The sequence below is a fragment of the Burkholderia sp. SCN-KJ genome (assembly GCF_024656005.1).
Lineage (GTDB): Bacteria > Pseudomonadota > Gammaproteobacteria > Burkholderiales > Burkholderiaceae > Burkholderia.
Map to the genome: position 1 here is coordinate 523,435 of NZ_JANKOG010000001.1, position 26,723 is coordinate 550,157.

Genomic DNA, 26,723 nt, shown 5'->3' on the forward strand with positions numbered 1-26,723 from the left:
ATGCAAACGAACCTCGCCGATTTCATCCGCAATACGCCCGACGGCGACGAGGCCGACGCGATCCTGCGCAAGTGCGTGCATTGCGGCTTCTGCACCGCGACGTGCCCGACCTATCAACTCCTCGGCGACGAACTCGACGGCCCGCGCGGCCGCATCTACCTGATCAAGCAGATGGTCGAAGGCGCGCCCGTCACGCGCAGCACGCAGCAGCACCTCGACCGCTGCCTCACCTGCCGCAGTTGCGAGACGACCTGCCCGTCGGGTGTCCAGTACGGCCGGCTCGTCGAAATCGGCCGCAAGCACGTCGAGGCGCAAGTGCAGCGCCCCGTGCAGCAACGGCTCGTGCGCCGCGTGCTCGCCAGCCTCGTGCCGAACGCGGCGCTGTTCTCGCCGCTCATGCGGCTCGGCCAGCACATGCGGCCGCTCTTGCCGAAACGGCTGCGCGACAAGGTGCCGCCGCGCACGCGGCTGCTCGAATGGCCGCAGCGCCCCCATTCGCGCAAGATGCTGATGCTCGCCGGCTGCGTGCAGCCGTCGATGCTGCCGAACATCAACATCGCGACCGCGCGCGTGCTCGACGCGCTCGGGGTCGAGACGATCGTCGCGCCCGACGCGGGCTGCTGCGGCGCGATCCGCCTGCACCTGAACTATCACGACGAGGCGCTCGACGACGCGCGCCGCAACATCGACGCGTGGTGGCCGTACGTCGAGCAAGGCGCCGAAGCGATCGTGATGAACGCAACGGGCTGCGGCGTGACGGTGCTCGAATACGCGCACCTGCTGCGCGACGATCCGGCCTATGCGGAGAAGGCGCAGCGCATCGTCGCGCTGACGCGCGACATCTCCGACGTGCTGCTCGCGTTCGAGGCCGAGATCGCGACGCTCGCGCGGCGCCGCGCGATCCATACCGTCGCGTATCACCCGCCGTGCACGCTGCAGCACGGCCAGCAGTCGCGCGGCAAGGTCGAGCGCCTGCTCGAGACGCTCGGCATCGACGTGCGGCTGCCGGCCGACAGCCATCTGTGCTGCGGCTCGGCCGGCACCTATTCGCTGACGCAGCCGTCGCTGTCGTACCGGCTGCGCAAGCAGAAGCTGCTGAAGCTGCAGGCACTCGAGCCACAGATGATCGTGTCCGGCAACGTCGGCTGCATCGCGCACCTGCAAAGCGGCACGCAGATTCCGGTCGCGCACTGGATCCAGCTCGTCGAACATCTGCTGTACGGCTGACGCGGATGGCCGGCCCCGCCGGCGCCCCGTCCGTATAATGGGCGAACCGATGCGGCGCGTGCCGTGCCGCATCCGCTGCCGCATTCGCCAGCGCATTCGTCACCATTCGCCGTACTCGCTTCCCGTGCCTGCTTCCGTGCCCGTCATGTCCGATTTCGCCGTCCGTCTCGACTCCGTTCACCGCCGCATCGCCGACGCCGCCCGCGCGGCCGGCCGCGATCCCGCCACCGTCTCGCTGCTCGCCGTGTCGAAGACGTTTCCCGCCGACGACGTGCGCGCCGCGCATGCGGCCGGCCAACGCGCGTTCGGCGAGAACTACGTGCAGGAATCGATCGACAAGATCGACGCGCTCGCGGATCTGCGCGCCGCGCTCGAATGGCATTTCATCGGGCCGCTGCAATCGAACAAGACGCGCCCGGTCGCCGAACGGTTCGACTGGGTCCATTCGGTCGACCGGCTGAAGATCGCGCAGCGCCTCGCCGAACAGCGCCCCGCGCACCTGCCGCCGCTCAACGTATGCGTGCAGGTGAACATCAGCGGCGAGGCGTCGAAGAGCGGCGTCGCGCCGGCCGACGTGGCCGACGTCGCGCGCGCGGTCGCCGCGCTGCCGGCGCTGCGCCTGCGCGGCCTGATGGCGATTCCCGAGCCGGCCGGCGATATCGATGCGCAACGCGTGCCGCATCGCGCGCTGCGCGCGCTGTACGACGCCTTGCGTGCCGACGGCCTGCCGCTCGACACGTTGTCGATGGGCATGTCCGCCGATCTCGAGGCCGCGGTGCTCGAAGGCGCGACCATCGTGCGCGTCGGCACCGCGATCTTCGGCGCGCGCGATTATTCGCACTGAGCGCCGCCCTTTTCCGCCTTCCCGTTCACTCACTTGTTCAATTCGACACCATGAAAATCGCATTCATCGGCGGCGGCAACATGGCCGCGGCCCTGATCGGCGGCCTGATCAAGCGCGGCGTCGCCGCTGACGGCCTGTATGCCATCGACGTCAACGAAGACGCCCGCGCGCGCGCCGCGCAGCAGTTCGGCATCCGCACCGGCGCGGCCGTCGACGCGACGCTCGCGGACTACGACGCGATCGTGCTCGCGGTGAAACCGCAGGTGCTGAAGGACGTCGCGCAGGCGCTCGCGCCGCACCTGAAGTCGCAGTTCGTGATCAGCATCGCGGCCGGCATCCGCGGCACCGACCTCGCCCGCTGGCTCGGCGACTACGCACGCGTCGTGCGCACGATGCCGAACACGCCCGCGCTGGTCGGCATGGGCGTGACGGGCCTCGCCGCGCTGCCGGGCGTCGACGCGGCCGGTCGCGAGCTCGCGTCGAACGTGCTCGGCGCGGTCGGCGAGATCGTCTGGTTCGACGATGAAGCGCAGCTCGACGCGGTCACGGCGATCTCGGGCAGCGGCCCGGCGTACGTGTTCTATTTCATCGAAGCGCTGCAGGAAGCCGCGCGCCGCCTCGGCATGAACGACGAACAGGGCCGCGCGCTGGCGGTCGCGACGTTCGCGGGCGCCGCGCAGCTCGCCGCGCAATCGGGCGAACCGGCGAGCGTGCTGCGCGAGCGCGTGACGTCGAAGGGCGGCACGACGGCCGCCGCGCTCGCGTCGTTCGACGCGCAGGGCGTGAAGGAAGCGATCGTGCGCGGCGCGCTCGCAGCTGAGGCACGCGCGAAGGAAATGGGCGACGAGCTCGGTCGCGCGTAAGCGCCGCGTCGTCGGCCGGACGTGCCCGGCCGCGCCAACAAAAAAGCGGCCGCGGCCGCTTTTTTGTTGACATCGCGCACCGGCGAGGCGCCCGTACCGCTTCAATTGGCAGCCGGCCCCGCCAGCAGGTAATGCATGGCGATCCCCGCGAACAGCACGCCGCCGAGCCAGTTGTTGTGCCGGAACGCCGCGAAGCACGGCATCCGCTCGCGATCCTTGATCAGCGTGTAGTGATACAGCGCGCAGCCGAGCGCCGCCGCCCAGCCGGCCCAGTACGCGAGACCGAAGCCGAGCGTCACGCCGATCCACACGTAGATGCCGAGCGTCACCGCATAGCACGCCATCACGGCCGCGACGTCGAAGCGGCCGAACGTCAGCGCGGACGTGCGAATGCCGATCTTGATGTCGTCGTCGCGGTCGACCATCGCGTATTCGGTGTCGTACGCGACCGACCAGAAGATGTTCGCCACCAGCATCACCCACGCGAGCATCGGCACCGTGTCCTGCACGGCCGCGAACGCCATCGGGATGCCGAAGCCGAACGCGATGCCGAGATACGCCTGAGGAATCGCGAAGAAACGCTTCATGAACGGGTACGAGCCGGCGACGAACAGCGCGACGACCGACAGCTCCTTCGTCAGCGTGTTGAGCGGCTGGATCAGCAGGAACGCGATGAACGACAGCACCACCGCGATCGCGACGGCTTCCCATGCGCGGATCTTGCCCGACGTCAGCGGCCGGTCGGCCGTGCGCTTCACGTGACGGTCGAAATCGCGGTCGGCATAGTCGTTCATCGCGCAGCCGGCCGAGCGCATCAGCAGCGTGCCGAGCGCGAAGATCACGAGCAGCGGCCAGCGCGGATGGCCGTCCGACGCGATCCACAGTGCGTTGAGCGTCGGCCAGAGCAGCAGCAGGCTGCCGATCGGCTTGTCCATCCGGACGAGCCGCAGATACAGGGGAAAGCGGGCGAGCATGGCGAACCACCGGGAAGAGAATCCCGGCATTTTAGAGCCGAGCGGCGGTTCGCGTCATGTCGGGACGGCCCGCAGCCGGGTGCGGCGGCACGCGCGCAGGCTGCCCGGGCCCGCTGCACGCGGCCGAGCAGCCGCGTACGTCAATCAGGGGACAGATGCATGGGCGGTGCGCAGCCCGCCCTGCCCGACTTCGATGCCGATGCGGGCAATCCGGCCCCGCTTCGACTTCGGGACACCGCTCAGTTGCCGATCACCCGCCGACACCGGCCGCACGACGCACGGCCAGTCACGCCGGATTCAGGCAAGCAGCGACCGCAGCATCCATGCGGTTTTTTCATGCGTCTGCAGGCGCTGCGTCAGCAGGTCGGCGGTCGGCTCGTCGCTCGCCGCATCGGCGATCGGGAAGATTTCGCGCGCGGTGCGCACGACCGTCTCGTGCCCTTCGACGAGCTGGCGGATCATCTCTTCGGCCGCCGGCACGCCGTTCGCTTCCGGCACCGACGACAGCTTCGCGAAATCCGCGAACGTGCCCGGCGCGACGACGCCGAGCGTGCGAATGCGCTCGGCGACCAGGTCGACCGCGAGCCACAGTTCGTTGTACTGCTCTTCGAACATCAGGTGCAGCGTGTTGAACATCGGACCCGTGACGTTCCAGTGGAAGTTGTGGGTCTTCAGGTACAGCGAAAACGTATCGGCGAGCAAGCGCGACAGGCCGTCCGCGATCTTCTTGCGGTCCTTGTCGCTGATGCCGATGTTGATCTGCGTGGCGTTGCCTTTCCTGGCCATCTTCGGGACTCCTCATTCGAAATGTTGAACCGGCGAAAACGCGTCTAGCAATCCGCATGCCGCGCCGTGCGACATCCGTTCGCGACGTGCCAGTCTAGCGCGGCGCGCGATTCGCTGCGCTCAGCCGCCGGCGCTCGACACGAGCGGTGCGAGCGCGTGCAGCGCCTGCGCGACCAGCTCGGCCGCACCGCCGATGACGATCGCGAAACCGACGATACGGCGCGCCAGCTCGGCCGGCGTGAACGCGGCGCGCATGTTCAGCATCATTTGCGTCATGGTCGTCACTCCTTCGACAAGACCTTGAATCGGAAGAAAAAACGGCCGGTCGCGCGACCGGCCGTTTCACGTTTACAGCGTGACTGCGTCAGCGCATCGCGACTTTCACGCGAGGTCGAAGCGGTCGAGGTTCATCACCTTGTTCCAGGCCGCGACGAAATCGCGCACGAACTTCTCGTGTGCGTCGGCGCTGCCGTACACCTCGGCCAGCGCCCGCAGCTGCGAGTGCGAACCGAAGATCAGGTCGACGCGCGTGCCGGTCCACTTGACCTGGCCCGTCGCCCGATCGCGCCCTTCGAACACGTCGTTCGCGGCCGACACCGGCTTCCACTCCGTGCCCATGTCGAGCAGGTTCACGAAGAAGTCGTTGGTCAGCGCGCCCGGACGATCGGTGAACACGCCGTGCTTTGCGTCACCGACGTTCGCGCCGAGCACCCGCAGGCCGCCGACGAGCACCGTCAGCTCCGGCCCGCTCAGCGTCAGCAGCTGGGCCTTGTCGACCAGCAGCGCCTCGGCCGGCGTCTTGTACGCGTGCTTCAGGTAGTTGCGGAAACCGTCCGCAACCGGCTCGAGCACGGCCATCGCCTCGATGTCGGTCTGCTCTTGCGACGCGTCCATCCGGCCCGGTGCGAACGGCACCGTCACCGCGACACCCGCGTTCTTCGCGGCCTGCTCGACGCCGGCTGCACCGGCGAGCACGATCAGGTCGGCGAGCGACACCTTCTTGCCGCCCGTCTGCGCATCGTTGAACGCCTTCTGCACGCCTTCGAGCGTTTCGAGCACCGCGGCAAGCGCCGCCGGCTGGTTCACTTCCCAGTCCTTCTGCGGGGCGAGGCGGATGCGCGCGCCGTTCGCGCCGCCGCGCTTGTCCGAACCGCGGAACGTGGAAGCCGACGCCCACGCGGTCGACACGAGCTGCGCGACCGACAGCCCCGACGCGAGCACCTTCGCCTTCAGCGCCGCGACGTCGGCGGCGTCGATCAGCGGGTGGTCGACGGCCGGGATCGGGTCCTGCCACAGCAGTTGCTCGGCCGGCACTTCCGGGCCCAGATAGCGCGCACGCGGACCCATGTCGCGGTGCGTGAGCTTGAACCAGGCGCGCGCGAACGCGTCGGCGAACTCGGCCGGGTTCTCGTAGAAGCGGCGCGAGATCTTCTCGTAGGCCGGGTCGAAACGCAGCGACAGGTCGGTCGTCAGCATCGTCGGGCGATGCTTCTTCGCCGGATCGAACGCATCGGGAATCACCTCGTCGGCGCCCTTCGCAACCCACTGGTGCGCGCCGGCCGGGCTCTTGGTCAGTTCCCATTCATAGCCGAACAGGTGCTTGAAGAAATCGTTGCTCCACTTCGTCGGGGTCGACGTCCACGTGACTTCGAGGCCGCTCGTGATCGCGTCGCGGCCCTTGCCCGATGCGTACGTGCTCTTCCAGCCGAGGCCCTGCTGCTCGATGCCCGCCGCTTCCGGCTCGGGGCCGACGTTGGTGGCGGGGCCCGCGCCGTGCGTCTTGCCGAACGTGTGGCCGCCGGCGATCAGTGCGACCGTCTCTTCGTCGTTCATCGCCATCCGCGCGAACGTCTCGCGGATGTCGCGGGCCGCCGCGACCGGGTCGGGGTTGCCGTCCGGGCCTTCCGGGTTCACGTAGATGAGGCCCATCTGCACGGCCGCGAGCGGGTTCTCGAGGTCACGGTCGCCCGAGTAGCGGCTGTTCGGGCCGCCGCTCAGTTCCAGCCAGATCTTTTCCGAACCCCAGTAGACGTCGTCCGGTTCCCACGTGTCGACGCGGCCGCCCGCGAAGCCGAAGGTCTTGAAGCCCATCGATTCGAGCGCGACGTTGCCGGTCAGGATCATCAGGTCGGCCCACGAGATGTTGCGGCCGTACTTCTGCTTGATCGGCCACAGCAGCCGGCGCGCCTTGTCGAGGTTGCCGTTGTCCGGCCAGCTGTTCAGCGGGGCGAAGCGCTGTTGCCCGCCGCCCGCGCCGCCGCGGCCGTCGGCGGTCCGGTACGTGCCAGCGCTGTGCCAGGCCATCCGGATGAACAGGCCGCCGTAGTGGCCGAAGTCGGCCGGCCACCAGTCCTGCGACGTGGTCATCAGCGCCTGCAGATCGCGCTTCACCGCCGCGAGGTCGAGCTTCTTGAACGCTTCCGCGTAGTCGAAATCCTTGTCCATCGGATCGGACAGCGCCGAGTGCCGGTGCAGGATGTTGAGATTGAGCTGGTTCGGCCACCAGTCCCTGTTCGACGTGCCGCCGGCCGCCGTATGGTTGAACGGACACTTCGATTCGGTCGACATGCTTTTTTCTCCTTTGCTTGGCTCGTAAGCCCCCACTTGCCGGGCGCGGTTCGTGGAGCGTTGCGGGGGGATGAAACGGAACAGGTTGATCCTGTCGTGCTACGGGGTGTCAGGCCGCGTGGCCTGCGATGCGGGTTCGGACTTCGGACATGCAGCGCTCCCTCATGGCTGAACGGCGGTGAATCGGGGCACACGGAACCGGCATGCATCGGCACTCATCCGCCATATGTACGGTCCGCCAGGTACGCGAACGCAATCGGGCGCAGGCTCCGGGCCGCGGCCTTCGCGCGATTGACGACCTCGTCGCGCCACGGGATGTTCCGCTGCGCGTGCTGCAGTACCGACCGCATCATGACATCCTCCTTTGACGCTTGCATTCAACGTGCGAATCGAACCGCCGATCCGACGCGATCCATGGAAATGATTCTAATTACGCCTATCGATAATTTGAATTTAATAAATTTCATCTATTCGATAGGCAAAAATAAACGGGGTCGCCAGACCCCGTTCATCCGCCTGCCTCGGGAGCACTGCTCCCTGATCAGTTCACTCAGTTCATCGTCGCCGGCATGTCGAGCTTCGCGACGCCCGGCAGCTCGCACGCGGCGATCGCCTCGCTGATCGCGTCGATCGCGGGCATCCGCGTGAAGCTCTTGCGCCACACCAGCACGACGCGGCGATCCGGCACCGGTTCGTTGAACGGCACGTACGACAGCAACTCGGCGTCGGGGCCGTTCGCGCGCGGGCCGACCTCGGCGACCGACATCCGCGGCAGCACCGTGATACCGACGCCGCTCGCGACCATGTGGCGAATGGTTTCGAGCGACGAGCCCTCGAAGGTCTTCTGGATGCCGTCGGCCGTCTGCGAGAAGCGCATCAGCTCCGGGCACACGCCGAGCACGTGATCGCGGAAGCAATGGCCGTTGCCGAGCAGCAGCATGGTTTCCTGCTTCAGGTCCTCGGCGTCGATTTCCTCGCGCTTCTCCCACGGATGGCCGGCCGGCAGCGCGACGACGAACGGCTCGTCGTAGAGCGGCCGCACCATCAGGCCGGTTTCGGGGAATGGCAGCGCCATGATCGCGGCGTCGATCTCGCCCTGCTTCAGCAGTTCGAGCAGCTTCAGCGTGTAGTTTTCCTGCAGCATCAGCGGCATCTGCGGCACGCGCTGGATCATCTGCTTGACGAGCGTCGGCAGCAGGTACGGCCCGATCGTGTAGATCACGCCGAGCCGGAACGGGCCGACGAGCGGGTCCTTGCCCTGCTTCGCGATCTCCTTGATCGCGAAGGTCTGCTCGAGCACGCGCTGCGCCTGCGTGACGATCTGGTCGCCGATCGGGGTCACGCTCACTTCGCTCGCGCCGCGCTCGAAAATCTGCACGTTGAGCTCGTCTTCGAGCTTCTTGATCGCCACCGACAGCGTCGGCTGGCTCACGAAGCACGCTTCGGCCGCGCGACCGAAGTGCCGTTCGCGCGCGACCGCGACGATGTATTTCAATTCAGTCAGGGTCATTGTGGGTCAATCAGGGATATACAGGCGATAGGTTTAATTTATACACCCGTTGGCACCGGTTCGCCAAGTTTCTCTGTATCGCAACGCGCCGAATCAGCGCTGAATGGCGGTTTTAAATCCGACCCTGAATGCGCGAATCAGGCCTTCAGATATTGCTCGCGCGCGCCGAGCCAGCGGGCGAGATGCTGCGTGACCACGTCGGGATACGCGGCGATCAGCCGCGCCGCCGCGTCGCGGGCCGGGTCGATCAGCCAGCCGTCGGTCTCGAGGTTCGCGAAGCGCAGCATCGCCGCGCCGGACTGGCGCGCGCCGAGGAATTCGCCGGGGCCGCGGATCTCGAGGTCGCGCCGCGCGATCTCGAAGCCGTCGGTCGTCTCGCGCATCGTCTTCAGCCGCTCGCGGCCGGTGAGCGACAGCGGGCCCGTGTACAGCAGCACGCACACCGACGCCGCGGTGCCGCGCCCGACGCGGCCGCGCAGCTGGTGCAGCTGCGCGAGGCCGAAGCGCTCCGCGTGCTCGATCACCATCAGCGAGGCATTCGGCACGTCGACGCCGACTTCGATCACGGTGGTCGCGACGAGCAGCTGCACGTCGTTGCGCGTGAAGGCCTCCATCACGGCCGCCTTGTCGGCCGGCGACAAGCGCCCGTGCACGAGCCCGACCTTCAGCTCGGGCAGCGCCGCGGCCAGCGTTTCATAGGTTTCGACGGCCGTCTGCAGCTGCAGCGTCTCGCTCTCCTCGATCAGCGGACACACCCAGTACACCTGGCGGCCGGTCAGCGCGGCCTCGCGCACGCGGGCGATCACCTCCTCGCGCCGCGCGTCGCCGACGAGGCGCGTCAGCACCGGCGTGCGGCCCGGCGGCAGCTCGTCGATCGTCGACACCTCGAGGTCCGCGTAATACGTCATCGCGAGCGTGCGCGGGATCGGCGTGGCCGACATCATCAGCTGGTGCGGCTGGAAATCGCGCGCGCCGTTGGCCGCGTTCGCGGCCTTCGCGCGCAGCGCGAGACGCTGCTCGACGCCGAAGCGGTGCTGCTCGTCGACGATCACGAGGCCGAGCCGCGCGAATTCGACGGTGTCCTGGATGATCGCGTGCGTGCCGATCACGAGCTGCGCGGTGCCGAGCGCCGCGGCCTCGATCGCCGCGCGCTTGTCCTTCGCCTTCAGGCTGCCCGCGAGCCATGCGACCGTGACGCCGAGCGGTTCGAGCCACGCGCGCAGCTTGCGCGCATGCTGCTCCGCGAGGATTTCGGTCGGCGCCATCAGCGCGGCCTGGTAGCTGGCGTCGATCGCCTGCGCGGCCGCCAGCGCCGCGACGACCGTCTTGCCGCTGCCGACGTCGCCCTGCAGCAGCCGCTGCATCGGGTGCGCGAGCGTGAGGTCGTGCGCGATCTCGTCGACGACGCGCGACTGCGCGCCCGTCAGCGTGAACGGCAGCGCCGCGTAGAGACGCGTGGTCAGCGCATCGGCATCGGTCGCGGCGCGGCGCGGCATCGCGGGCGCCGCGCGCGTGCGGCGCTCCTCGTGCGCACGCTTGAGCGACAGTTGCTGCGCGAGCAGCTCCTCGAACTTGATGCGGGTCCACGCCGGATGCGAGCCGTCCATCAGCGCGGCTTCGTCGGAATCGATGGCCGGGTGGTGCAGGATGCGCACGGCCTGCGCGAGCGTCGGCACGCCGAGCGGCTTCAGGTAGTCGCGCTCGATCTCGGGCGGCAGCAGCTCGGGCAGCGGCGTGCGCTCGACCGCGTTCTCGATCGCCTTGCGCAGATACGCCTGCGACACGCCGGCCGTGCTCGGATAGACGGGCGTGAGCACCTGCGGCAGCGGCGCATCGGCCTCGACGACGCGCACGGCCGGATGCACCATCTCCATCCCGAAGAAGCCGCCGCGCACGTCGCCGCGCACGCGCAGCCGCTGGCCGACGGCCATCTGCTTGACCTGCGAGCCGTAGAAATTGAGGAAGCGCAGCACGAGCTGCTCGCCGTCGTCGTCCTGGATCTTCACGACGAGCTGCCGACGCGGCCGGTACGCGACCTCGTTGTCGAACACGACGCCTTCGGTCTGCGCGATGCCGCCCGGCAGCAGTTCGCCGATCGGCGTGAGCGTGGTTTCGTCCTCGTAGCGCATCGGCAGATGCAGCACGAGATCGATCGAGCGCGTGAGGCCGAGCTTCGCGAGCTTGTCGACGGTCTTCACGGGTTTGTCGGCGGCCGGCTTCTTCTTGCGTTTCGCACCGGTGGGTCCCGCTACGCCCGCCTCGTCGCTGCCCGCGCCCGGTTCGGCGTCGGGCGCGGCCGCGGCCGGCTGCGCGAGCCGGCCGTCGGCACCGCGCTTCGGGCCCGTGCGGCGCGGCGCGATACTGCGCGGCGGCTCGTGCTCCCCCGCGCTGCGCGCGGGCAACGCGGCATCGTCCGCGTCGAACGGATCGGCGGAATCGGCAACGGCGGCGGTGGAACGGCGTGGTGACACAGGCATCGGATCGTCTGGGTGCTTCGCAAGGCAAGTACAATAGCGGCTTTCACGTCGTCCGAACGAACGACGCCGGCCAGGCCGCGCATCCCGCCATCATAGCGGCTCGCGCGCCCCATTCATGCGTTTCCGCCCTGTCGGCGGCGCCCGCCGGCCGTTTCGAACCAGCCCGCATGTTCACGCTTTCCGATTTCGATTTCAATCTGCCTCCCGAGCTGATTGCGCAAACCGCGCTGCCCGACCGTACCGCGAGCCGCCTGCTCGAGGTCGACGGCACCGTCGAGCCCGCGCGCCTCGTCGACCGCCGCTTCGCCGAGCTGCCGTCGTGCATCGCGCCCGGCGACCTGCTCGTGTTCAACGATACCAAGGTCCTGAAGGCACGCTTCTTCGGCCAGAAGGCCAGCGGCGGCAAGATCGAGGTACTGATCGAGCGCGTGACCGGCACGCACACCGCGCTCGCGCAGATCCGCGCGAGCAAGTCGCCGGGCGCCGGCACGACGCTGCGCCTCGCCGACGCGTTCGACGTGACCGTCGGCGAGCGCGTCGAGCCGTTCTTCACGCTGATCTTCCCCGAGCCGTGCCTCAACCTGATCGAGCAGTTCGGCCGCCTCCCGCTGCCGCCCTATATCGAGCACGATCCGGACGCGACCGACGAAACGCGCTACCAGACCGTCTACGCGAGCAATCCGGGCGCGGTCGCCGCGCCCACGGCCGGGCTCCATTTCGACCAGCCGCTGCTCGAGAAGCTCGACGCGATGGGTGTCGAGCGCGCGACGCTGACGCTGCACGTGGGCGCCGGCACGTTCCAGCCGGTGCGCGTCGAGAACCTCGCCGAGCACAAGATGCACAGCGAGTGGTACGACCTGCCGCAGTCGCTCGTCGACAAGATCGCCGCGACCCGCGCGCGCGGCGGCAACGTGATCGCGGTCGGCACGACCTCGATGCGCGCGCTCGAAGCCGCGGCGCGCAGCGCCGACGAAGCCGGCCGCCCGCTCGCGGCGACGCAGGCCGAGACCGACATCTTCATCACGCCCGGCTACGCTTTCCGGATCGTCGACCGGCTCGTCACGAACTTCCACCTGCCGAAGTCGACACTGCTGATGCTGGTGTCGGCGTTCGCGGGCGTCGAGACGATCCGCGCCGCGTACCGGCACGCGATCGACGCACGCTACCGCTTCTTCAGCTACGGCGACGCGATGCTGCTCACGCGGCGCGACACGCCGGAGGCGCCGCGCGCGTAAGCGCGGCAGGTGCGAAGACACGCCGGCCCGCGCCGGCGCGCGACCGCGCTGCGGCCGCTGCGCTTCGCGCCGTCGCGCCGTTGTCCCCGCGCTGTCGCCCCCGTTTTGCTGCGGTACGCGCTACGATGGCGCGCACCCGCTTTTCCCCGCCGCCGGTTGCCCGGCGGCGTTTCCAACGTGCGCCGGACTGTTTTCCGGTGGCAAGGAGAATGACGCGATGACCGAAGGTTCATCCCACGATACGCACGCTCATCCGCACGCCCCCGTGCAGGACCGCCCCGCGAACGGGCTCGAATTCGAACTGCTGACGACCGACGGCCATGCGCGCCGCGGCCGCGTGAAGCTCAACCATGGCGTGGTCGAGACGCCGATCTTCATGCCGGTCGGCACGTACGGCACCGTGAAGGCGATCCAGCCGCGCGAGCTGCACGAGATCAAGGCCCAGATCATCCTCGGCAACACGTTCCACCTGTGGCTGCGCCCCGGCCTAGACACGATCGACGCGCACGGCGGCCTGCACGGCTTCATGGGCTGGAACAAGCCGATCCTGACCGACTCGGGCGGCTTCCAGGTGTTCTCGCTCGGCGACCTGCGCAAGATCACCGAGGACGGCGTGACGTTCGCGTCGCCGATCAACGGCGACAAGCTGTTCCTGTCGCCGGAAGTGTCGATGCAGATCCAGAAGGTGCTGAACTCGGACATCGTGATGCAGTTCGACGAGTGCACGCCGTACGCGACCAACGGCGTGCCGACCACGCACAAGGAAGCGGCCGAGTCGATGCGCATGTCGCTGCGCTGGGCGAAGCGCTCGCTCGACGAGTTCGACCGGCTCGGCAACCCGAACGCCCTCTTCGGGATCGTCCAGGGCGGGATGTTCGAGGACCTGCGCGACGAATCGCTCGCGGGCCTGTCGGAGCTCGGCTTCCACGGCCTCGCGATCGGCGGGCTGTCGGTCGGCGAGCCGAAGGAAGACATGATGCGGGTGCTGCGGCACGTCGGCCCGAAGCTGCCGGCGCACAAGCCGCACTACCTGATGGGGGTCGGCACGCCGGAGGACCTGGTCGAAGGCGTCGCGAACGGCATCGACATGTTCGACTGCGTAATGCCGACCCGCAACGCGCGCAACGGCTGGCTCTTCACGCGCTTCGGCGACGTGAAGATCCGCAACGCGACGCACAAGAACTCGCTGAAGCCGCTCGACGCGAGCTGCACGTGCTACACGTGCCAGAACTTCTCGCGCGGCTACCTGCATCACCTGCACCGCGTCGGCGAAATCCTCGGCGCGCAGCTCAACACGATCCACAACCTGCACTACTACCTGCAGCTGATGAGCGAGATCCGCGACGCGATCGAGACCCATACGTTCGACGCATTCCGCCAGCGCTTCGCGGAGGATCGCGCGAGAGGGGTCGACTGACGGGCCGGCGGCCCGCAGCGCGCCCGTCACATAGAACGTGTACTAAATAACGCGTTCTGGGCGCCGGTCGCGACCGCCAAACATTACAATTGCCTTTCCAAACGAGTCGCAACGGTGTCGTTTCACGCTTAACAGCTTGATCCGAAAGCGCATTTGCCGAGCCGTTCGCGCATGGGGCCGGTGGTAGAATAACCGGCTTATTTTTCGATCTTCCCCTACGGAGAGACCAACGTGCCGTTCATTTCCAATGCCTTCGCGCAAGGCGCCGGTGGCGCCGAATCGAGCCTGATGAGCTTCCTGCCGCTCATCCTGATGTTCGCGGTGCTGTACTTCATCATGATCCGTCCGCAGATGAAGCGCCAGAAGGAACACCGCAACATGCTCGCGGCCATGGCGAAGGGCGACGAAGTCGTCACGAGCGGCGGCCTCGTCGGCAAGGTGACGAAAGTCTCCGAAGGCTACATCGGCGTCGAAATCGCCGAAGGCACCGAAATCACCGTGCAGAAGGCTGCGGTCACGACCATTCTGCCGAAGGGCACGATCAAGTCGCTGTAAGGTTTTCACCGAGCGTCCGGCTCCCCGCGCCGTGCCCGCCTGACAGCGCGGGCCGCCGCGGCGCCGGACGCGACGCTTTCACGCCAACCACCCGTTCGGCCCCCTCATGAATCGTTATCCACTCTGGAAATATGTCGTGATGGTCGTGGCGCTCGCCATCGGCCTTCTGTACACATTGCCCAACTTCTTCGGTGAAGCGCCGGCGGTGCAGGTGTCGAGCGGCAAGGCCACGGTCAAGCTCGACTCGACCACGCTGACCCAGGTCGAATCCGCGCTCGCGTCCGCGCAGATCACGCCGGACGACGTCACCTTCGAGAACACGGCGTCCAACGCGAACATCCGCGTGCGCCTGAAGGACACCGATACGCAGCTGCGCGTCAAGGACCTGCTGCAGAAATCGCTGAACACCGACCCGAACGATCCGCAGTACGTCGTCGCACTGAACCTGCAGAGCGCGTCGCCGCGCTGGCTGACCGCGCTGCATGCCCTGCCGATGTATCTCGGCCTCGACCTGCGCGGCGGCGTGCATTTCCTGCTCCAGGTCGACATGACGGGCGCGCTCACGAAGAAGCTCGACTCCGACGCGTCCGACGCCCGTGCGCTGCTGCGTGACAAGAACATCCGCGACGGCGGCGTGAGCCGCGTCGACCAGTCCGTCGTCGTCAACTTCAGCGACGCGCAAACGGCCGAAGACGCCCGCAAGGTGCTCGCCGCGTCGGTCACCGAACTGCAATGGGCGACCCAGCCCGGCGGCGGCGGCACGCAAGTCGTCGGCACGTTCACGCCGGCCGTGCAGAAGGCCGTCGAGGACGCCGCGCTCAAGCAGAACCTGACCACGCTCCACAACCGCGTGAACGAGCTCGGCGTGTCCGAGCCGATCCTGCAGCAGCAGGGCAGCGACCGTATCGTCGTCGAACTGCCGGGCGTGCAGGACACCGCGAAGGCGAAGGACATCATCGGCCGCACTGCGACGCTCGAGGCGCGCCTCGCCGATCCGCTCAACACGCACCCGAACCCGAACGACCCCGTGCCGCCGGGCGAGGAGCTGTTCACGCAGGGCAACCAGGCGCCCGTGCTGCTGAAGAAGGACGTGATCTTCACGGGCGACCGCATCATCGACGCGTCGGCCGGCTTCGACGAACACCAGCGTCCGTCGGTCAACATCCGCCTCGACTCGGCGGGCGGCCGCTCGGTGCGCGCGGTGTCGCGCGAGAACATCGGCAAGCCGATGGCGATGGTGCTGTTCGAGAAGGGCAAGGGCGAGGTGCTGACGGTCGCGACGATCCAGTCCGAACTCGGCGACCGCTTCCAGATCACGGGCCAGCCGACGCCGCAGGCGGCGGCCGACCTCGCGCTGCTGCTGCGCGCCGGTTCGCTCGCCGCACCGATGGACATCATCGAGGAACGCACGATCGGCCCGAGCCTCGGCGCGGACAACATCAAGATGGGCGTCCACTCGGTGATCTGGGGCTTCTGCGCGATCGCCGTGTTCATGATCGCGTACTACATGCTGTTCGGCGTGATCTCGGTGATCGGCCTGTCGGTGAACCTGCTGCTGCTCGTCGCGGTGCTGTCGCTGATGCAGGCGACGCTGACGCTGCCCGGTATCGCCGCCATCGCACTCGCGCTCGGCATGGCGATCGACTCGAACGTGCTGATCAACGAGCGCGTGCGTGAAGAACTGCGCGCCGGCCAGCCGCCGCAGCTCGCGATCCAGGCCGGTTACGCGCATGCGTGGGCGACGATTCTCGACTCGAACGTCACGACGCTGATCGCCGGCCTCGCGCTGCTCGCGTTCGGCTCGGGCCCGGTTCGCGCATTCGCGATCGTGCACTGCCTCGGCATCCTGACGTCGATGTTCTCCGCGGTGTTCTTCTCGCGCGGGATCGTCAACCTCTGGTACGGCGGCCGCAAGAAGCTGAAGTCGCTCGCGATCGGCCAGGTGTGGAAGCCGGAAGGCGCCACGGCCGGTGCCGCAGGCGCAGCGTTCGGCGCGGCCGACGAATCGACCGACACCGCGCGCGCCGCGAAGCTCGCCGCTCCCGCGAAGGGCGACGCACCGCGCGCCGGCAAGCCGCAGCTGCGCAACCGCGCGCAGCCAGGCGTGTCGCCGAAGAAACCGGGCTCGACCCAATAAGGCCCCGGAGACGAAGCCATGGAATTTTTCCGCATCCGTAAAGACATTCCGTTCATGCGGCACGCGCTGGTGTTCAACGTGATCTCGCTGGTCACGTTCCTCGCCGCCGTGTTCTTCCTGTTCCACCGCGGGCTGCACCTGTCCGTCGAATTCACCGGCGGCACGGTGATCGAGGTCCAGTACCAGCAGGCCGCGCAGCTCGAACCCGTGCGCGACACGCTCGGCAAGCTCGGCTATGCCGATGCGCAGGTGCAGAACTTCGGCACCTCGCGCAACGTGCTGATCCGCCTGCAGCTGAAGGAAGGCCTGACGTCCGCGCAGCAGAGCGACCAGGTGATGACCGCGTTGAAGGCGCAAAGCCCCGACGTGACGCTGCAGCGCGTCGAGTTCGTCGGCCCGCAGGTCGGCCGCGAGCTTGCGACCGACGGTCTCCTCGCGCTCGCGTGCGTGGTGATCGGCATCGTGATCTACCTGTCGATCCGTTTCGAATGGAAGTACGCGGTCGCCGGTATCATCGCGAACCTGCACGACGTCGTGATCATTCTCGGCTTCTTCGCGTTCTTCCAGTGGGAGTTCTCGCTGGCGGTGCTCGCGGCGATCCTCGCGGTGCTCGGCTACTCGGTCAACGAGTCGGTCGTCATCTTCGACCGAATCCGCGAAACGTTCCGCCGCGAACGCAAGATGAGCGTGCAGGAAGTGATCAACCACGCGATCACGACCACGATGTCGCGGACGATCATCACGCACACGTCGACGGAAATGATGGTGCTGTCGATGTTCTTCTTCGGCGGCCCGACGCTGCACTACTTCGCGCTCGCGCTGACGGTCGGCATCATGTTCGGCATCTACTCGTCGGTGTTCGTCGCGGGCTCGCTCGCGATGTGGCTCGGCATCAAGCGCGAAGACCTGATCAAGGAAAAGAAGACCGCGCACGATCCGGACGATCCGAACGCGGGCGCGCAGGTTTAAGCGCCGTATCGCTTCGGCTGATACCGGAAGGCCGGTCCCTCGTGGACCGGCCTTTTTTCATGGGCGAGCCGCCGCCCTCCTCCGCCGCCGCGACTGCACGGACCGTCGGCTACAATCGCGTCACCGTCCCGCCCTGCCACTCGCCGAAGCCGCGGTCCTCATGATGCCAGCCACGCGTGTCGTTCATCGCATCGTCGCCTGGAGTACCGGTGCAGCCGCCGCGGCTGCGTTCGTTGCATGCGCATCGGCCGCCCGCGCGCAATCCGCGTCCGCGCCGCCTGCCGTCCCGCCTGCGGCCCCATCCGCGGCCGCATCGGCCGCAACGGCCGCTGCTGCCGCCGCGTCGCAACCGTCACCCTGCCCGCCCGACTGGGAACCGCAGCTCTGCGAACTGAAGGCCGCGGTCGACGTGCTGAAGAAGCAGCACCTGACCGACGTCGACATCGGCGCGCTGCTCGACGCCACCGTGCACGAGGGGATCAAGACGCTGCCGCACGCGCGCTTCTTCAACGCGAAGGAGGAGCAGGAACGGCGCGACGACGAGCGCCGCGCGCGCGACGGCACGCCGGGCATCGGCATCGTGTTCGAGACACGGCTCGACGGGCTGCACATCCTCGACGTCATCCCCGACGCGCCCGCCGAACAGGCCGGCGTGCGGCCCGACGATCTCGTCGTCGCGATGAACGACCGGAGCGTCGTCGGCATCGACAGCAGCGAGGTCGTGAAACTCGCGAAGGGCGACGCGGGCGTGCCGCTCAAGCTCACGGTCCGGCGCGGTCCGAACCATGCGACGCTGACCTTCGCGCCGGTCCGCGCGATCGTCCGGCCACACCCGGCGACGACGAAGCGGCTCGCCGGCGACATCCTGTACACGCGGCTGTCGAGCTTTCCGGAGCCCGCGGTCGGCAGCTATATCGACGCGGTGCAGGCCGCGCGCCGCGCGGGGCCGCCGGTGAAAGGCGTGATCCTCGACCTGCGCATCAACGGCGGCGGCGCGCTGAATGCGGCGATCGGCATCACCGCGCTGTTCGCCGGGCGCGACCGTACCGCGATGATCACGCTCGAGCGCGACGGCACGAAGCGCCGCCGCTTCACGACCAACTGGCCCGACTACGAACTGCCGGTCATGCGCGGCCAGGATCCGCTCGCGCCGCTGCAGGCCGACGACTGGTGGCGCACCGTGCCGCTCGTGGTGCTCGTCGACGGACAGAGCGCGTCGGCCGCCGAAGCGACGGCAGCGGCACTGAAGGATCTCGGCCGCGCGCGGCTGCTCGGGATGCCGACCTACGGAAAGGGACTCGCGCAGACCGGCGTCGACCTGACCGACGGCACGCGCCTCGCTTTCACGTTCGCGCGCAACCTGCGGCCGAACGGCTGCCCGATGGACGGCTACGGTGTCGTGCCGGACTGGCTCGTGCCGCCGCGCCGCGACTCGGACGTCGACGGCGTGCTGCTGTGGTACCGCGAAGTCGATCTCGCCCGCGCGCCGTATGCGGACCGGGTCGCACCCGATCCGTTCGCGCAGGTCCGCAAGGCGCGGCAGGCGCTGCGCGAAGCCCGCGTGCGCGCGAAGATCGATACGGCGAAGAGCGCGGCGCTGCCGCAGCGCGAGTTCGGCACGGCAAGTGACTGGCAGCTTCAGCAAGCGCTGAATGCGCTCGCGCAGCGTGCGATCGCGACGGTCGAGGCGAAACCATCGTTGATGCCGGCGAAGCCGACGTGCGAGCCGGAAGGCTAACCTGCCGATACGATTGCAGGCCCCGGCTCAATCCGGTCCGGTCATCAGGCACGACAAAACCACCGCACCCTCGGAAAGCGGCTGACGCACCGCCCGCGTCGCCGCGACCTCACCGGAACCCGAACCGCCGCCGCAACACCACCAGCGCCGCGAGGCTCAGCACGGCCGCGAACATCAGGTAGAAGCTCGGCGCGGTCTTCATCCCGGTCGCGCGGATCAGCCACGCGATGATGAACGGCCCGAAGCCGCCGAAGATCGTCACCGCGACGTTATACGCGAGCGACATCCCGGTCGTGCGCGTCTGCACCGGAAACACTTCGGACAGCAGCCCCGGCAGCGCCGCGAAATAGCCGGTCATCAAAAACGCAAGCAGCACCTGCAGCGCGATCAGCGTGCCGAAGCCCGGATGCGCGACGAGATACGCGAACGCCGGATAGATCAGCACGAGAATGCCGACGGCCGGCGCGAGCATCACGCGCACGCGGCCGTAACGATCCGACCAGTGGCCGACGAGCGGCGCGAACGCCATCTGGATCACGCCGACGACGAGGATCGCCGCGAACGCGGCCGACGGCGCGAGGCCGAGCTGCTTCACGCCGTAGGTCGGCATGAACAGCACGAGATAGGTCGCGACGGTGCCGAGCACCACCACGCCCATCGCGGCGACGAGCCGCGCCTTGTGCGACGCGAACGTGTCGCGCAGCGGGCTCGCGGTGCTTTCCGCCGCGAGGAACTCGGGCGTCTCGTCGACCTTCGAGCGGATGTAGTACGCGACGGGCCCGAGCAGCAGTCCGAAAAAGAACGGGATGCGCCAGCCCCACGCGGCCATCTGCTCGGCCGTGAGCTGCGCGTTCAGCACGGTGCCGAAACCCGCCGCGAGCAGCGTCGTGAGCCCCTGGCTCGCGACCTGCCAGCTCGCGAAGAAACCGCGCCGCCCGGGCACATGCTCGGCCAGGAACGCGGTCGCGCTGCCGAATTCGCCGCCGGCCGAAAAGCCCTGCATCAATCGCGCGGCGACGAGGATCAGCGGCGCCGCGACGCCGATCGTCCGGTAGGTCGGCAGTACCGCGATGACCAGCGTGCCGGCCATCATCAGCAGGATCGACAGCGTGAGCGCGGCCTTGCGGCCCGCGCGGTCGGCGTACGCACCGAGCACGATCGCGCCGAGCGGGCGCATGAAGAACGACACGCCGAACGTGCCGAGCGTGAGCAGCAGCGACACGGTGTCGTTGCCGGCCGGAAAGAACAGCTTCGAGATCGTCACCGCGAAGAAGCCGTAGACGACGAGGTCGAACCACTCGAGCGCGTTGCCGATCGACGCGGCGACCACCGCGCGCCATACGCGCGACGACGAAGCAATGGAGCTGGACTGCGTGACGGCGTGCATCGGCGATCTCCTTGTCGTTGTACGTTCTGTCCGACGCGTCCGTTCTCGCGCCGCGAGCTGTGCGCACGATTATAGGCGCGCAAAAAAACCGCCGCGCCCCCGAACAACGGGAGCGCGGCGGCGGGCACGCGACGGGCCGGCAAGCGTGACGCGGCGGCTGGCCCGGCCGGGCGCGTTACTGCTGCTTGACGGCTTCGGCCGTGATCAGCAGCTTCGTCTTCATCTTGAAGCCGTACTGCTTGCCGTAGTCGAGGCCGAAATCGTCGCGGCTGAATTCGCCGACCGCGTCGACGCCGCACACTTCACGCTTGAGCATCGGATGCGGCATGCACTTGAACGAATCGATCTTCAGCGTGAGCGGCTTCGTGACGCCGTGCAGCGTCAGGTTGCCGACCACCGACACCGGCTTGTCGCCGTCGAACTTGATGGTGCCCTTGTAGTTCGCCTGCGGGAACTTGGAGACGTCGAAGAACTCGGCCGTCTGCAGGTGCTCGTCGAGCTTCGCGCTGCCCGTCTGGATCGACGCGACGTCGGTCGTCACGTCGACCGTGCCGGTCTTCGCCGCGCGGTCGAGCGTCACGCTGCCGCTCGACTTGTCGAACTTGCCGCGCCAGACCGACAGGCCGCCGAAGTGGTCGGCCTCGAAGCTCGGGTACGTGTGGCTCGGGTCGAACTGGTACGTCGCGCTGTCGGCGAATGCCGAGAACGACAGCGAGGCGGCCAGCGCGCCCGCGGCGATGATCAGATGCTTTTTCAAATGTTTTCTCCTTGGAACAGCGCCGCGCCCTCGCGCGGCATTCGGGTGATGCGACAGCCCGCCGCTTACTTCGTGGCGACGAGATGGAACTTGATCTGCACTTCGTCGGCGACGATCGACGTGTCCTTCCACTCGCCGGTGCCGACGTTGAATGCCGAGCGCTTGATCGGCAGCACGCCGTCGAAGGTCTGCGTCGCGCCGCTCTGCGTAACCGTGACGGGCACGGTGACGGTCTCGGACTTGCCCTTGATCGTCAGCTTGCCGGTCACGTTGTACTTGTTGCCGCCGGCCGGCGCGATCGCCGACGACGCGAAGGTCGCCTGCGGATACGCCTTCGCGTCGAACCAGTCCTTGCCCGTGACCTGCTCGTTGTACATCTTGTCGCCGAGGTCGAAGCTCGCGATGTCGATCGACATTTGCGCGCTGCCCTGCGCCGCCTTCGCGGGGTCGAACTTCACCTGCGCGGCGAACTTCTTGAATGCGCCTTCGGTCGGCACGTTCATCTGCTTCGACACGGCGGACACCTTGCTCTTCGAGAGATCGACGTCGGCATGCGCCGCGGCCGACGCGACAAGTGACACCGCGGCGAACGCGGTCAGCATGGAGCGGGAGAAAGACACTTTCATGGGATCCTTCATTTGGCAGAGGGAAGCATCCGCGACAGCAGGCCGTCGCGGTCCAACAACTGGTGCTTGAGCGCCGCGAGCACGTGCATCGCGACGAGCGAAAGCAGAATGTAATTCAAGGACACGTGCAGCGTCTTGAAGGTTTCCTTCAGCACCGGATCGGGATCGATCAGGCGCGGCAGCGGCACGATGCCGAGGTAGACGACCGGGATGTTCGACGCCGAGCTGTACAGGTAGCCCGTGACCGGGATCACGATCATCAGCACGTACAGCAGCATGTGCACGCCGTGCGACACCGCGCGCTGCCACGCCGGCGTGTCGCCCGGCAGCGGCGGCGGCACATGGGTCGCGCGCCACAGCACGCGCACGACGGCCAGTGCGAACACCGTCACGCCGATCCACTTGTGCCACGAGAAGTACTTCAGCTTCGTCGGCGTGAAGCCGGGGATGTCGGTCATGACCCAGCCGAGTGCGAAAGCGCAGACGATCAGCAGCGCGATCAGCCAGTGCAGCGCGATCGCGGTGTGCGCGTAGCGTACCGGCCCGGCCGGCGGCGATTTCGATGCCATCTTGGATTCCTCAGTTGAGCGAACGGCTGCGCCGGCCCATTCGTCCGACGCTTGTCAAGGGCGCCATGCTACCGCAACCTTTTGTCACGCGCGGACTCCGAGGACAGGCGCGCCAGCCGGCTGCCATGTTCACGCCATGTTACCGACCGGTCACGCGGCAACCCGGCGTTGACACGCCGAAAAAGCCGTTTTGGTAAGATTGGCGCGGGTTCCGGCCCCGTCGACGCGTCCCCCGCCCGTCGCACAACCGCTTTTCCCATGCAACGACACGACCTGATTGCCTGCCACGAATGCGATGCACTGTTGCATAAACCGCACCTCGCGCGCCGCGAAATCGCACGCTGCCCGCGGTGCGACGCGCTGCTCTATCGCGACAGCACCACGCAGATCGAGCGAATCAGCGCGCTGGCGGTCGCGGCGCTCGTCACGTTCATCATCGCGCAGGGGTTCCCGATCCTCGAAATGGACCTGAACGGCACGCGCGTGCAGACGACGCTGATCGGCGCGATCGACGCGCTGTGGCACCAGGACATGGAGATCGTCGGCGTGATGGTGTTCTGTTCGACCGTGCTGTTCCCGCTCGTCGAGATGGCCGCGCTGCTTTACGTGCTGCTGCCGATCCGGCGTGGCGTCGTGCCGCCCGGCCTGAACTTCGTGCTGCGCATGATCCAGTTCGTGCGGCCGTGGGGGATGATCGAGGTGTTCATGCTCGGGATCCTCGTGACGATCGTGAAGATGGTGAGCCTCGCGCGCGTCGTGCCCGACGCGGCGCTGTTCGCGTTCGCCGCACTCACGCTGATGACCGCCGTCGTGCTGATGTTCGATCCGCGCACGCTGTGGGACATGGCCGACGACCTGCGCGCCGGGCGCTCGCCCGTTCGGCCCGACAACACCCCGCCGCGACCGGAAGCCCCCCGCCGATGACGACGCCGACCGCCGCCCGCGAGGGCTATGCCAGCTGCCACGCATGCGGGCTCGTGCAGACGATCGACCATCCGCACGCGCATTGCGCGCGCTGCGGCAGCACGCTGCACATCCGCAAGCCGAACAGCATCATGCGTACCTGGGCGCTGCTGATCGCGGCCGCGATCCTCTATATTCCGGCGAACCTGCTGCCGATCCTGCACACGTCGTCGATCGTCGGCTCGCAGGAAGACACGATCATGAGCGGCGTCATCTATTTCTGGACGTCCGGCGACTGGCCGCTCGCGGTCGTCGTGTTCGTCGCCAGCATCCTCGTGCCGATGCTCAAGCTCGGCGTGCTGACGATCCTCGTCACCAGCGCGCAGCGGCGCGCCACGTGGCGGCCGCTGCAGCGCACGCGCCTGTTCCGGATCGTCGAGCGGATCGGCCGCTGGTCGATGCTCGACATCTTCGTCGTGACGCTCACCGTCGCGCTCGTCCATTTCCGTTCGCTCGCCGTCATCACGGCCGGCCCCGGCGCGCTCGCGTTCGGCTCGGTCGTGATCCTGACGATGCTCGCGTCGATGCAGTTCGATCCCCGCCTGATCTGGGATCCAGTCGAAACCTCAGGGAAACACCATGAATAGTCCGCAAGGCCCGCAGCACGATGCGTCCCGGCCGCCCGATCCCGCGATCTCGACGAAAAGCGGCTGGCTGCCGTCGCTCGTCTGGCTCGTGCCGCTGATCGCCGCGCTGATCGGCATCGGCCTCGTGATCAAGTCCGTGCGCGAGCGCGGCCCGGAAATCTCGATCAGCTTCCACAGCGCGGAAGGCCTCGAGCCGGGCAAGACGCAGGTCAGGTACAAGGACGTCGAGATCGGCATGGTCAAGACGATCAAGCTGTCGAAAGACCTGTCGCGCGTGCTGGTGCAGGTGCAGCTGAAGAAGGAAGCCGAGGACTTCGCGATCAAGGGCTCGCGCTTCTGGATCGTGCGTCCGCGCATCGGCGCGACCGGCGTGTCGGGGCTCGGCACGCTGCTGTCGGGCGCGTACATCGGCGTCGATGCCGGCCACGGGCAGGACACGCAGACCGACTTCACTGGCCTCGAGACGCCGCCGCCCGTGACCGGCGACCAGAAGGGCACGCAGTACGTGCTGCGCGGCGATTCGCTCGGCTCGATCGACATCGGCTCGCCCGTCTACTACCGCCGCGTGCAGGTCGGCCAGGTGGTCGGCTTCTCGCTCGACAAGGACGGCACCGGCGTCACGTTCAACGTGTTCGTCAATGCGCCGTACAACCAGTACGTCGGCGTGAACTCGCGCTGGTGGCAGGCGAGCGGCGTCGACCTGCGGCTCGATTCGAGCGGCCTGAAGCTGAACACGCAGTCGCTCGCGACGGTGATCCTCGGCGGCATCGCGTTCCAGACGCCGCCGAACCAGGACAGCGGCGCGACGGCGCCGAACAACACGACCTTCCGCCTCGGCTCCGACGAGGCCGACGCGATGCGCGATCCGGACGGCCAGCCGCTGCAGGTCGTGATGAACTTCAACCAGTCGCTGCGCGGGCTCGCGGTCGGCGCGCCGGTCGACTTCCGCGGCATCGTGCTCGGCGAAGTCACGAACATCGGCATCGACTTCGATCCGAAGACCAAGAACTTCCTGATGCCGGTGACGATGAACGTGTATCCGGAGCGGCTCGGACCGCGCTTCCGCGAAACGATCGAAAGCAAGGGCGAACCGGCCCGCCGCGAGATCGTCGAGCGCCTGGTCCAGCACGGGCTGCGCGGCCAGCTGCGCACCGGCAACCTGCTGACGAGCCAGCTGTACGTCGCGCTCGACTTCTTCCCGAAGGCGCCGGCCGTGAAGATCGACACAGCGCGCCAGCCGCTCGAGCTGCCGACCGTGCCGAACACGCTCGACGAACTGCAGCTGCAGGTCGCCGACATCGCGAAGAAGCTCGACAAGGTGCCGTTCGACCAGATCGGCGCGAACCTGAACAGCGCGCTGTCGAATGCCGACAAGCTGTTCAAGCAGCTCGACACGCAGGTCGCGCCGGAAGCGCGCGACACGCTGTCGGCCGCGCGGCAGACCTTCTCGACCGCCGAGGTGACGCTGCAGCAGGATTCGCCACTGCAGTCCGACGTACGCGGCGCGCTGAAGGAGCTCACGCGCACGCTGCAATCGCTGAACGCGCTCGCCGACTATCTGGAGCGCCATCCCGAATCGCTGCTCAAGGGCAAATCAGGAGATCGATGATGACGACGACACGCGTGAACGTCCTCGCGAGCGGCGCGGCGGCAGTGTTCGCCGCACTCGCGCTCGCCGCGTGCAGCTCGCCGCCCGCGCGGTTCTATACGCTGAGCCCCGCTGACGCCGCGGCACCCGTGCGCACCGCGCCCGCCAACCCGCCGTTCCTGATCGAGGTGCCGTCCGTCGGCGTGCCCGAACAGGTCGCGAAGAACCAGCTCGTCGTGCAGAAGAACGCCGCGCAGGTCGACGTACTCGAGCAGGAACGCTGGGCCGCGCCGCCCGCTGACGAAATCCGCCGCGCGCTGTCCGACGACCTCGCCGCACAGCTCGGCACGATCGACGTCGCGAATTCCGCGTATCCGGCCGGCGTGCCCGTCTATCGGATCAGCGTGAACGTGCAGCGCTTCGAGTCGTGGCCCGGCAAGCGTGCGGCGATCGATGCGGTGTGGAGCGTGCGCGCGGTCGGCACGCAGGCGCTGATGACCTGCCGCACGAGCGTCGCGGAACCGGTCGCCGACGGCTACGACGCGCTCGTCGCCGGTCACCGGCGCGCGCTCGACGTGATTGCATCGCAGGCCGCGTCCGGCGTGCGCGCGCTCGCCGCGCGGCGCGGCTCGACGGCTGCCTCGACCCCGTCGACGACCGCGTCCGGCAAGGCAGCGGTCGCCGCGCCCGTCATGCCCTGCCCGGCCAATCCGACGCCCGGCGACGACGCGGGCGCGAGCGGCAAGTCCGGCGCGTAAGCGCGGCGCGCGGGCCGGCGTCCGATGCCTGCGCGCCTGCGACCGCATTCGGCACGCGCCGCCCGATAGTCCTCGTCGGCATCGATCCGCGTGCGCGCGCCGCCGCGCACGCGAACCCGCCGCCCTCGTCGCCACGGCCGACGCAGCACGGCATCCATCGGCCGGACGGCCGCTTTGCAGTGTTTGTC

Annotated in this window: 24 protein-coding genes; 13 read left to right on the forward strand and 11 right to left on the reverse strand. The window is 68.0% G+C overall.

The window, feature by feature from the left end:
* The 3 genes from glcF (at window position 1) to proC (ending at window position 2,934) form a co-directional block, all read left to right on the forward strand.
* The gene (gene glcF / locus NQV17_RS02415) at window positions 1-1,227 is read left to right on the forward strand and encodes a glycolate oxidase subunit GlcF (protein WP_257768464.1); all 1,227 of its coding nucleotides are present in this window, start codon (window positions 1-3) and stop codon (window positions 1,225-1,227) included.
* A 145-nt stretch (window positions 1,228-1,372) separates the two neighbouring features.
* A complete protein-coding gene (locus tag NQV17_RS02420; RefSeq protein ID WP_124519959.1) occupies window positions 1,373-2,071 on the forward strand; it encodes a YggS family pyridoxal phosphate-dependent enzyme in 699 nt (232 codons plus the stop codon).
* A gap of 50 nt (window positions 2,072-2,121) precedes the next feature.
* Window positions 2,122-2,934: a pyrroline-5-carboxylate reductase gene (gene proC / locus NQV17_RS02425; RefSeq protein ID WP_257768469.1), complete on the forward strand. Its 813-nt coding sequence runs from the start codon at window positions 2,122-2,124 to the stop codon at window positions 2,932-2,934.
* Between the two features lie 101 nt (window positions 2,935-3,035).
* Here proC and ubiA read toward each other — a convergent pair whose 3' ends face one another.
* The 7 genes from ubiA to recG form a co-directional block, all read right to left on the reverse strand.
* Complete coding sequence (gene ubiA, locus NQV17_RS02430; protein WP_257768471.1) at window positions 3,036-3,908, reverse strand: 4-hydroxybenzoate octaprenyltransferase; 873 nt, start codon at window positions 3,906-3,908, stop codon at window positions 3,036-3,038.
* A 297-nt stretch (window positions 3,909-4,205) separates the two neighbouring features.
* On the reverse strand, window positions 4,206-4,694 hold the full coding sequence (dpsA, locus tag NQV17_RS02435) for a non-specific DNA-binding protein DpsA (protein ID WP_044844027.1): 489 nt from the start codon (window positions 4,692-4,694) through the stop codon (window positions 4,206-4,208).
* Between the two features lie 120 nt (window positions 4,695-4,814).
* On the reverse strand, window positions 4,815-4,970 hold the full coding sequence (locus NQV17_RS02440; RefSeq protein ID WP_185500316.1) for a hypothetical protein: 156 nt from the start codon (window positions 4,968-4,970) through the stop codon (window positions 4,815-4,817).
* A 105-nt stretch (window positions 4,971-5,075) separates the two neighbouring features.
* On the reverse strand, window positions 5,076-7,262 hold the full coding sequence (gene katG, locus NQV17_RS02445) for a catalase/peroxidase HPI (protein ID WP_257768475.1): 2,187 nt from the start codon (window positions 7,260-7,262) through the stop codon (window positions 5,076-5,078).
* A gap of 215 nt (window positions 7,263-7,477) precedes the next feature.
* Window positions 7,478-7,615, reverse strand: a complete 138-nt coding sequence (locus NQV17_RS02450; protein WP_257768477.1) for a hypothetical protein — start codon at window positions 7,613-7,615, stop codon at window positions 7,478-7,480.
* A 197-nt stretch (window positions 7,616-7,812) separates the two neighbouring features.
* On the reverse strand, window positions 7,813-8,772 hold the full coding sequence (locus NQV17_RS02455) for a hydrogen peroxide-inducible genes activator (protein WP_044844025.1): 960 nt from the start codon (window positions 8,770-8,772) through the stop codon (window positions 7,813-7,815).
* Between the two features lie 137 nt (window positions 8,773-8,909).
* The gene (gene recG, locus NQV17_RS02460; protein ID WP_257768479.1) at window positions 8,910-11,249 is read right to left on the reverse strand and encodes an ATP-dependent DNA helicase RecG; all 2,340 of its coding nucleotides are present in this window, start codon (window positions 11,247-11,249) and stop codon (window positions 8,910-8,912) included.
* A gap of 167 nt (window positions 11,250-11,416) precedes the next feature.
* On the opposite strand from recG, the gene queA reads away from it, so the two are divergent.
* From queA to NQV17_RS02490, 6 genes are all read left to right on the forward strand, one after another.
* Window positions 11,417-12,484, forward strand: a complete 1,068-nt coding sequence (queA, locus tag NQV17_RS02465) for a tRNA preQ1(34) S-adenosylmethionine ribosyltransferase-isomerase QueA (protein ID WP_257768482.1) — start codon at window positions 11,417-11,419, stop codon at window positions 12,482-12,484.
* Between the two features lie 217 nt (window positions 12,485-12,701).
* On the forward strand, window positions 12,702-13,901 hold the full coding sequence (gene tgt, locus NQV17_RS02470) for a tRNA guanosine(34) transglycosylase Tgt (protein WP_044844022.1): 1,200 nt from the start codon (window positions 12,702-12,704) through the stop codon (window positions 13,899-13,901).
* A 231-nt stretch (window positions 13,902-14,132) separates the two neighbouring features.
* On the forward strand, window positions 14,133-14,456 hold the full coding sequence (gene yajC, locus NQV17_RS02475) for a preprotein translocase subunit YajC (RefSeq protein ID WP_006401647.1): 324 nt from the start codon (window positions 14,133-14,135) through the stop codon (window positions 14,454-14,456).
* A 106-nt stretch (window positions 14,457-14,562) separates the two neighbouring features.
* Window positions 14,563-16,593, forward strand: coding sequence for a protein translocase subunit SecD (gene secD, locus NQV17_RS02480; protein WP_257768489.1), 2,031 nt, complete (start codon window positions 14,563-14,565; stop codon window positions 16,591-16,593).
* Window positions 16,594-16,611: 18 nt separating this feature from the next.
* Window positions 16,612-17,562 (forward strand): protein translocase subunit SecF, encoded by a 951-nt coding sequence (gene secF, locus NQV17_RS02485; RefSeq protein ID WP_044844020.1) that lies wholly within the window; start codon window positions 16,612-16,614, stop codon window positions 17,560-17,562.
* A gap of 160 nt (window positions 17,563-17,722) precedes the next feature.
* Window positions 17,723-19,300, forward strand: a complete 1,578-nt coding sequence (locus NQV17_RS02490) for a S41 family peptidase (protein ID WP_257768492.1) — start codon at window positions 17,723-17,725, stop codon at window positions 19,298-19,300.
* Between the two features lie 109 nt (window positions 19,301-19,409).
* On the opposite strand, the gene NQV17_RS02495 is transcribed toward NQV17_RS02490, so the two are convergent.
* From NQV17_RS02495 to NQV17_RS02510, 4 genes are all read right to left on the reverse strand, one after another.
* Window positions 19,410-20,687, reverse strand: coding sequence for an MFS transporter (locus NQV17_RS02495; protein WP_124487978.1), 1,278 nt, complete (start codon window positions 20,685-20,687; stop codon window positions 19,410-19,412).
* A gap of 175 nt (window positions 20,688-20,862) precedes the next feature.
* Window positions 20,863-21,444, reverse strand: coding sequence for a YceI family protein (locus tag NQV17_RS02500; RefSeq protein WP_044844018.1), 582 nt, complete (start codon window positions 21,442-21,444; stop codon window positions 20,863-20,865).
* 65 nt (window positions 21,445-21,509) lie between these two features.
* Window positions 21,510-22,070, reverse strand: coding sequence for a YceI family protein (locus NQV17_RS02505; RefSeq protein WP_257768496.1), 561 nt, complete (start codon window positions 22,068-22,070; stop codon window positions 21,510-21,512).
* Window positions 22,071-22,078: 8 nt separating this feature from the next.
* On the reverse strand, window positions 22,079-22,639 hold the full coding sequence (locus NQV17_RS02510) for a cytochrome b (protein WP_257768498.1): 561 nt from the start codon (window positions 22,637-22,639) through the stop codon (window positions 22,079-22,081).
* Between the two features lie 258 nt (window positions 22,640-22,897).
* On the opposite strand from NQV17_RS02510, the gene NQV17_RS02515 reads away from it, so the two are divergent.
* The 4 genes from NQV17_RS02515 to NQV17_RS02530 are packed head-to-tail and all read left to right on the forward strand — an operon-like array spanning window position 22,898 to window position 26,535.
* Window positions 22,898-23,563: a paraquat-inducible protein A gene (locus NQV17_RS02515; RefSeq protein WP_124551333.1), complete on the forward strand. Its 666-nt coding sequence runs from the start codon at window positions 22,898-22,900 to the stop codon at window positions 23,561-23,563.
* Window positions 23,560-24,189: a paraquat-inducible protein A gene (locus tag NQV17_RS02520; RefSeq protein ID WP_063548135.1), complete on the forward strand. Its 630-nt coding sequence runs from the start codon at window positions 23,560-23,562 to the stop codon at window positions 24,187-24,189. Before NQV17_RS02515 ends, NQV17_RS02520 begins: the two co-directional genes overlap by 4 nt.
* Entirely contained in the window at window positions 24,182-25,798 is a 1,617-nt protein-coding gene (locus NQV17_RS02525; RefSeq protein ID WP_257768504.1) for an intermembrane transport protein PqiB, read from the forward strand. The genes NQV17_RS02520 and NQV17_RS02525 overlap by 8 nt, the downstream gene beginning before the upstream one ends.
* Window positions 25,798-26,535 (forward strand): membrane integrity-associated transporter subunit PqiC, encoded by a 738-nt coding sequence (locus NQV17_RS02530; RefSeq protein WP_257768823.1) that lies wholly within the window; start codon window positions 25,798-25,800, stop codon window positions 26,533-26,535. The genes NQV17_RS02525 and NQV17_RS02530 overlap by 1 nt, the downstream gene beginning before the upstream one ends.
* Window positions 26,536-26,723: the final 188 nt, after the last annotated feature.

Excerpts from the sequence above, each read along its gene's own strand:
- glcF (WP_257768464.1), top strand. The coding sequence starts at position 1 with ATGCAAACGAACCTCGCCGATTTCATCCGCAATACGCCCGACGGCGAC.
- NQV17_RS02420 (WP_124519959.1), top strand. The coding sequence starts at position 1,373 with ATGTCCGATTTCGCCGTCCGTCTCGACTCCGTTCACCGCCGCATCGCC.
- proC (WP_257768469.1), top strand. The coding sequence starts at position 2,122 with ATGAAAATCGCATTCATCGGCGGCGGCAACATGGCCGCGGCCCTGATC.
- ubiA (WP_257768471.1), bottom strand. The coding sequence starts at position 3,908 with ATGCTCGCCCGCTTTCCCCTGTATCTGCGGCTCGTCCGGATGGACAAG.
- dpsA (WP_044844027.1), bottom strand. The coding sequence starts at position 4,694 with ATGGCCAGGAAAGGCAACGCCACGCAGATCAACATCGGCATCAGCGAC.
- NQV17_RS02440 (WP_185500316.1), bottom strand. The coding sequence starts at position 4,970 with ATGACGCAAATGATGCTGAACATGCGCGCCGCGTTCACGCCGGCCGAG.
- katG (WP_257768475.1), bottom strand. The coding sequence starts at position 7,262 with ATGTCGACCGAATCGAAGTGTCCGTTCAACCATACGGCGGCCGGCGGC.
- NQV17_RS02450 (WP_257768477.1), bottom strand. The coding sequence starts at position 7,615 with ATGATGCGGTCGGTACTGCAGCACGCGCAGCGGAACATCCCGTGGCGC.
- NQV17_RS02455 (WP_044844025.1), bottom strand. The coding sequence starts at position 8,772 with ATGACCCTGACTGAATTGAAATACATCGTCGCGGTCGCGCGCGAACGG.
- recG (WP_257768479.1), bottom strand. The coding sequence starts at position 11,249 with ATGCCTGTGTCACCACGCCGTTCCACCGCCGCCGTTGCCGATTCCGCC.
- queA (WP_257768482.1), top strand. The coding sequence starts at position 11,417 with ATGTTCACGCTTTCCGATTTCGATTTCAATCTGCCTCCCGAGCTGATT.
- tgt (WP_044844022.1), top strand. The coding sequence starts at position 12,702 with ATGACCGAAGGTTCATCCCACGATACGCACGCTCATCCGCACGCCCCC.
- secD (WP_257768489.1), top strand. The coding sequence starts at position 14,563 with ATGAATCGTTATCCACTCTGGAAATATGTCGTGATGGTCGTGGCGCTC.
- secF (WP_044844020.1), top strand. The coding sequence starts at position 16,612 with ATGGAATTTTTCCGCATCCGTAAAGACATTCCGTTCATGCGGCACGCG.
- NQV17_RS02490 (WP_257768492.1), top strand. The coding sequence starts at position 17,723 with ATGATGCCAGCCACGCGTGTCGTTCATCGCATCGTCGCCTGGAGTACC.
- NQV17_RS02495 (WP_124487978.1), bottom strand. The coding sequence starts at position 20,687 with ATGCACGCCGTCACGCAGTCCAGCTCCATTGCTTCGTCGTCGCGCGTA.
- NQV17_RS02505 (WP_257768496.1), bottom strand. The coding sequence starts at position 22,070 with ATGAAAGTGTCTTTCTCCCGCTCCATGCTGACCGCGTTCGCCGCGGTG.
- NQV17_RS02510 (WP_257768498.1), bottom strand. The coding sequence starts at position 22,639 with ATGGCATCGAAATCGCCGCCGGCCGGGCCGGTACGCTACGCGCACACC.
- NQV17_RS02515 (WP_124551333.1), top strand. The coding sequence starts at position 22,898 with ATGCAACGACACGACCTGATTGCCTGCCACGAATGCGATGCACTGTTG.
- NQV17_RS02520 (WP_063548135.1), top strand. The coding sequence starts at position 23,560 with ATGACGACGCCGACCGCCGCCCGCGAGGGCTATGCCAGCTGCCACGCA.
- NQV17_RS02525 (WP_257768504.1), top strand. The coding sequence starts at position 24,182 with ATGAATAGTCCGCAAGGCCCGCAGCACGATGCGTCCCGGCCGCCCGAT.
- NQV17_RS02530 (WP_257768823.1), top strand. The coding sequence starts at position 25,798 with ATGACGACGACACGCGTGAACGTCCTCGCGAGCGGCGCGGCGGCAGTG.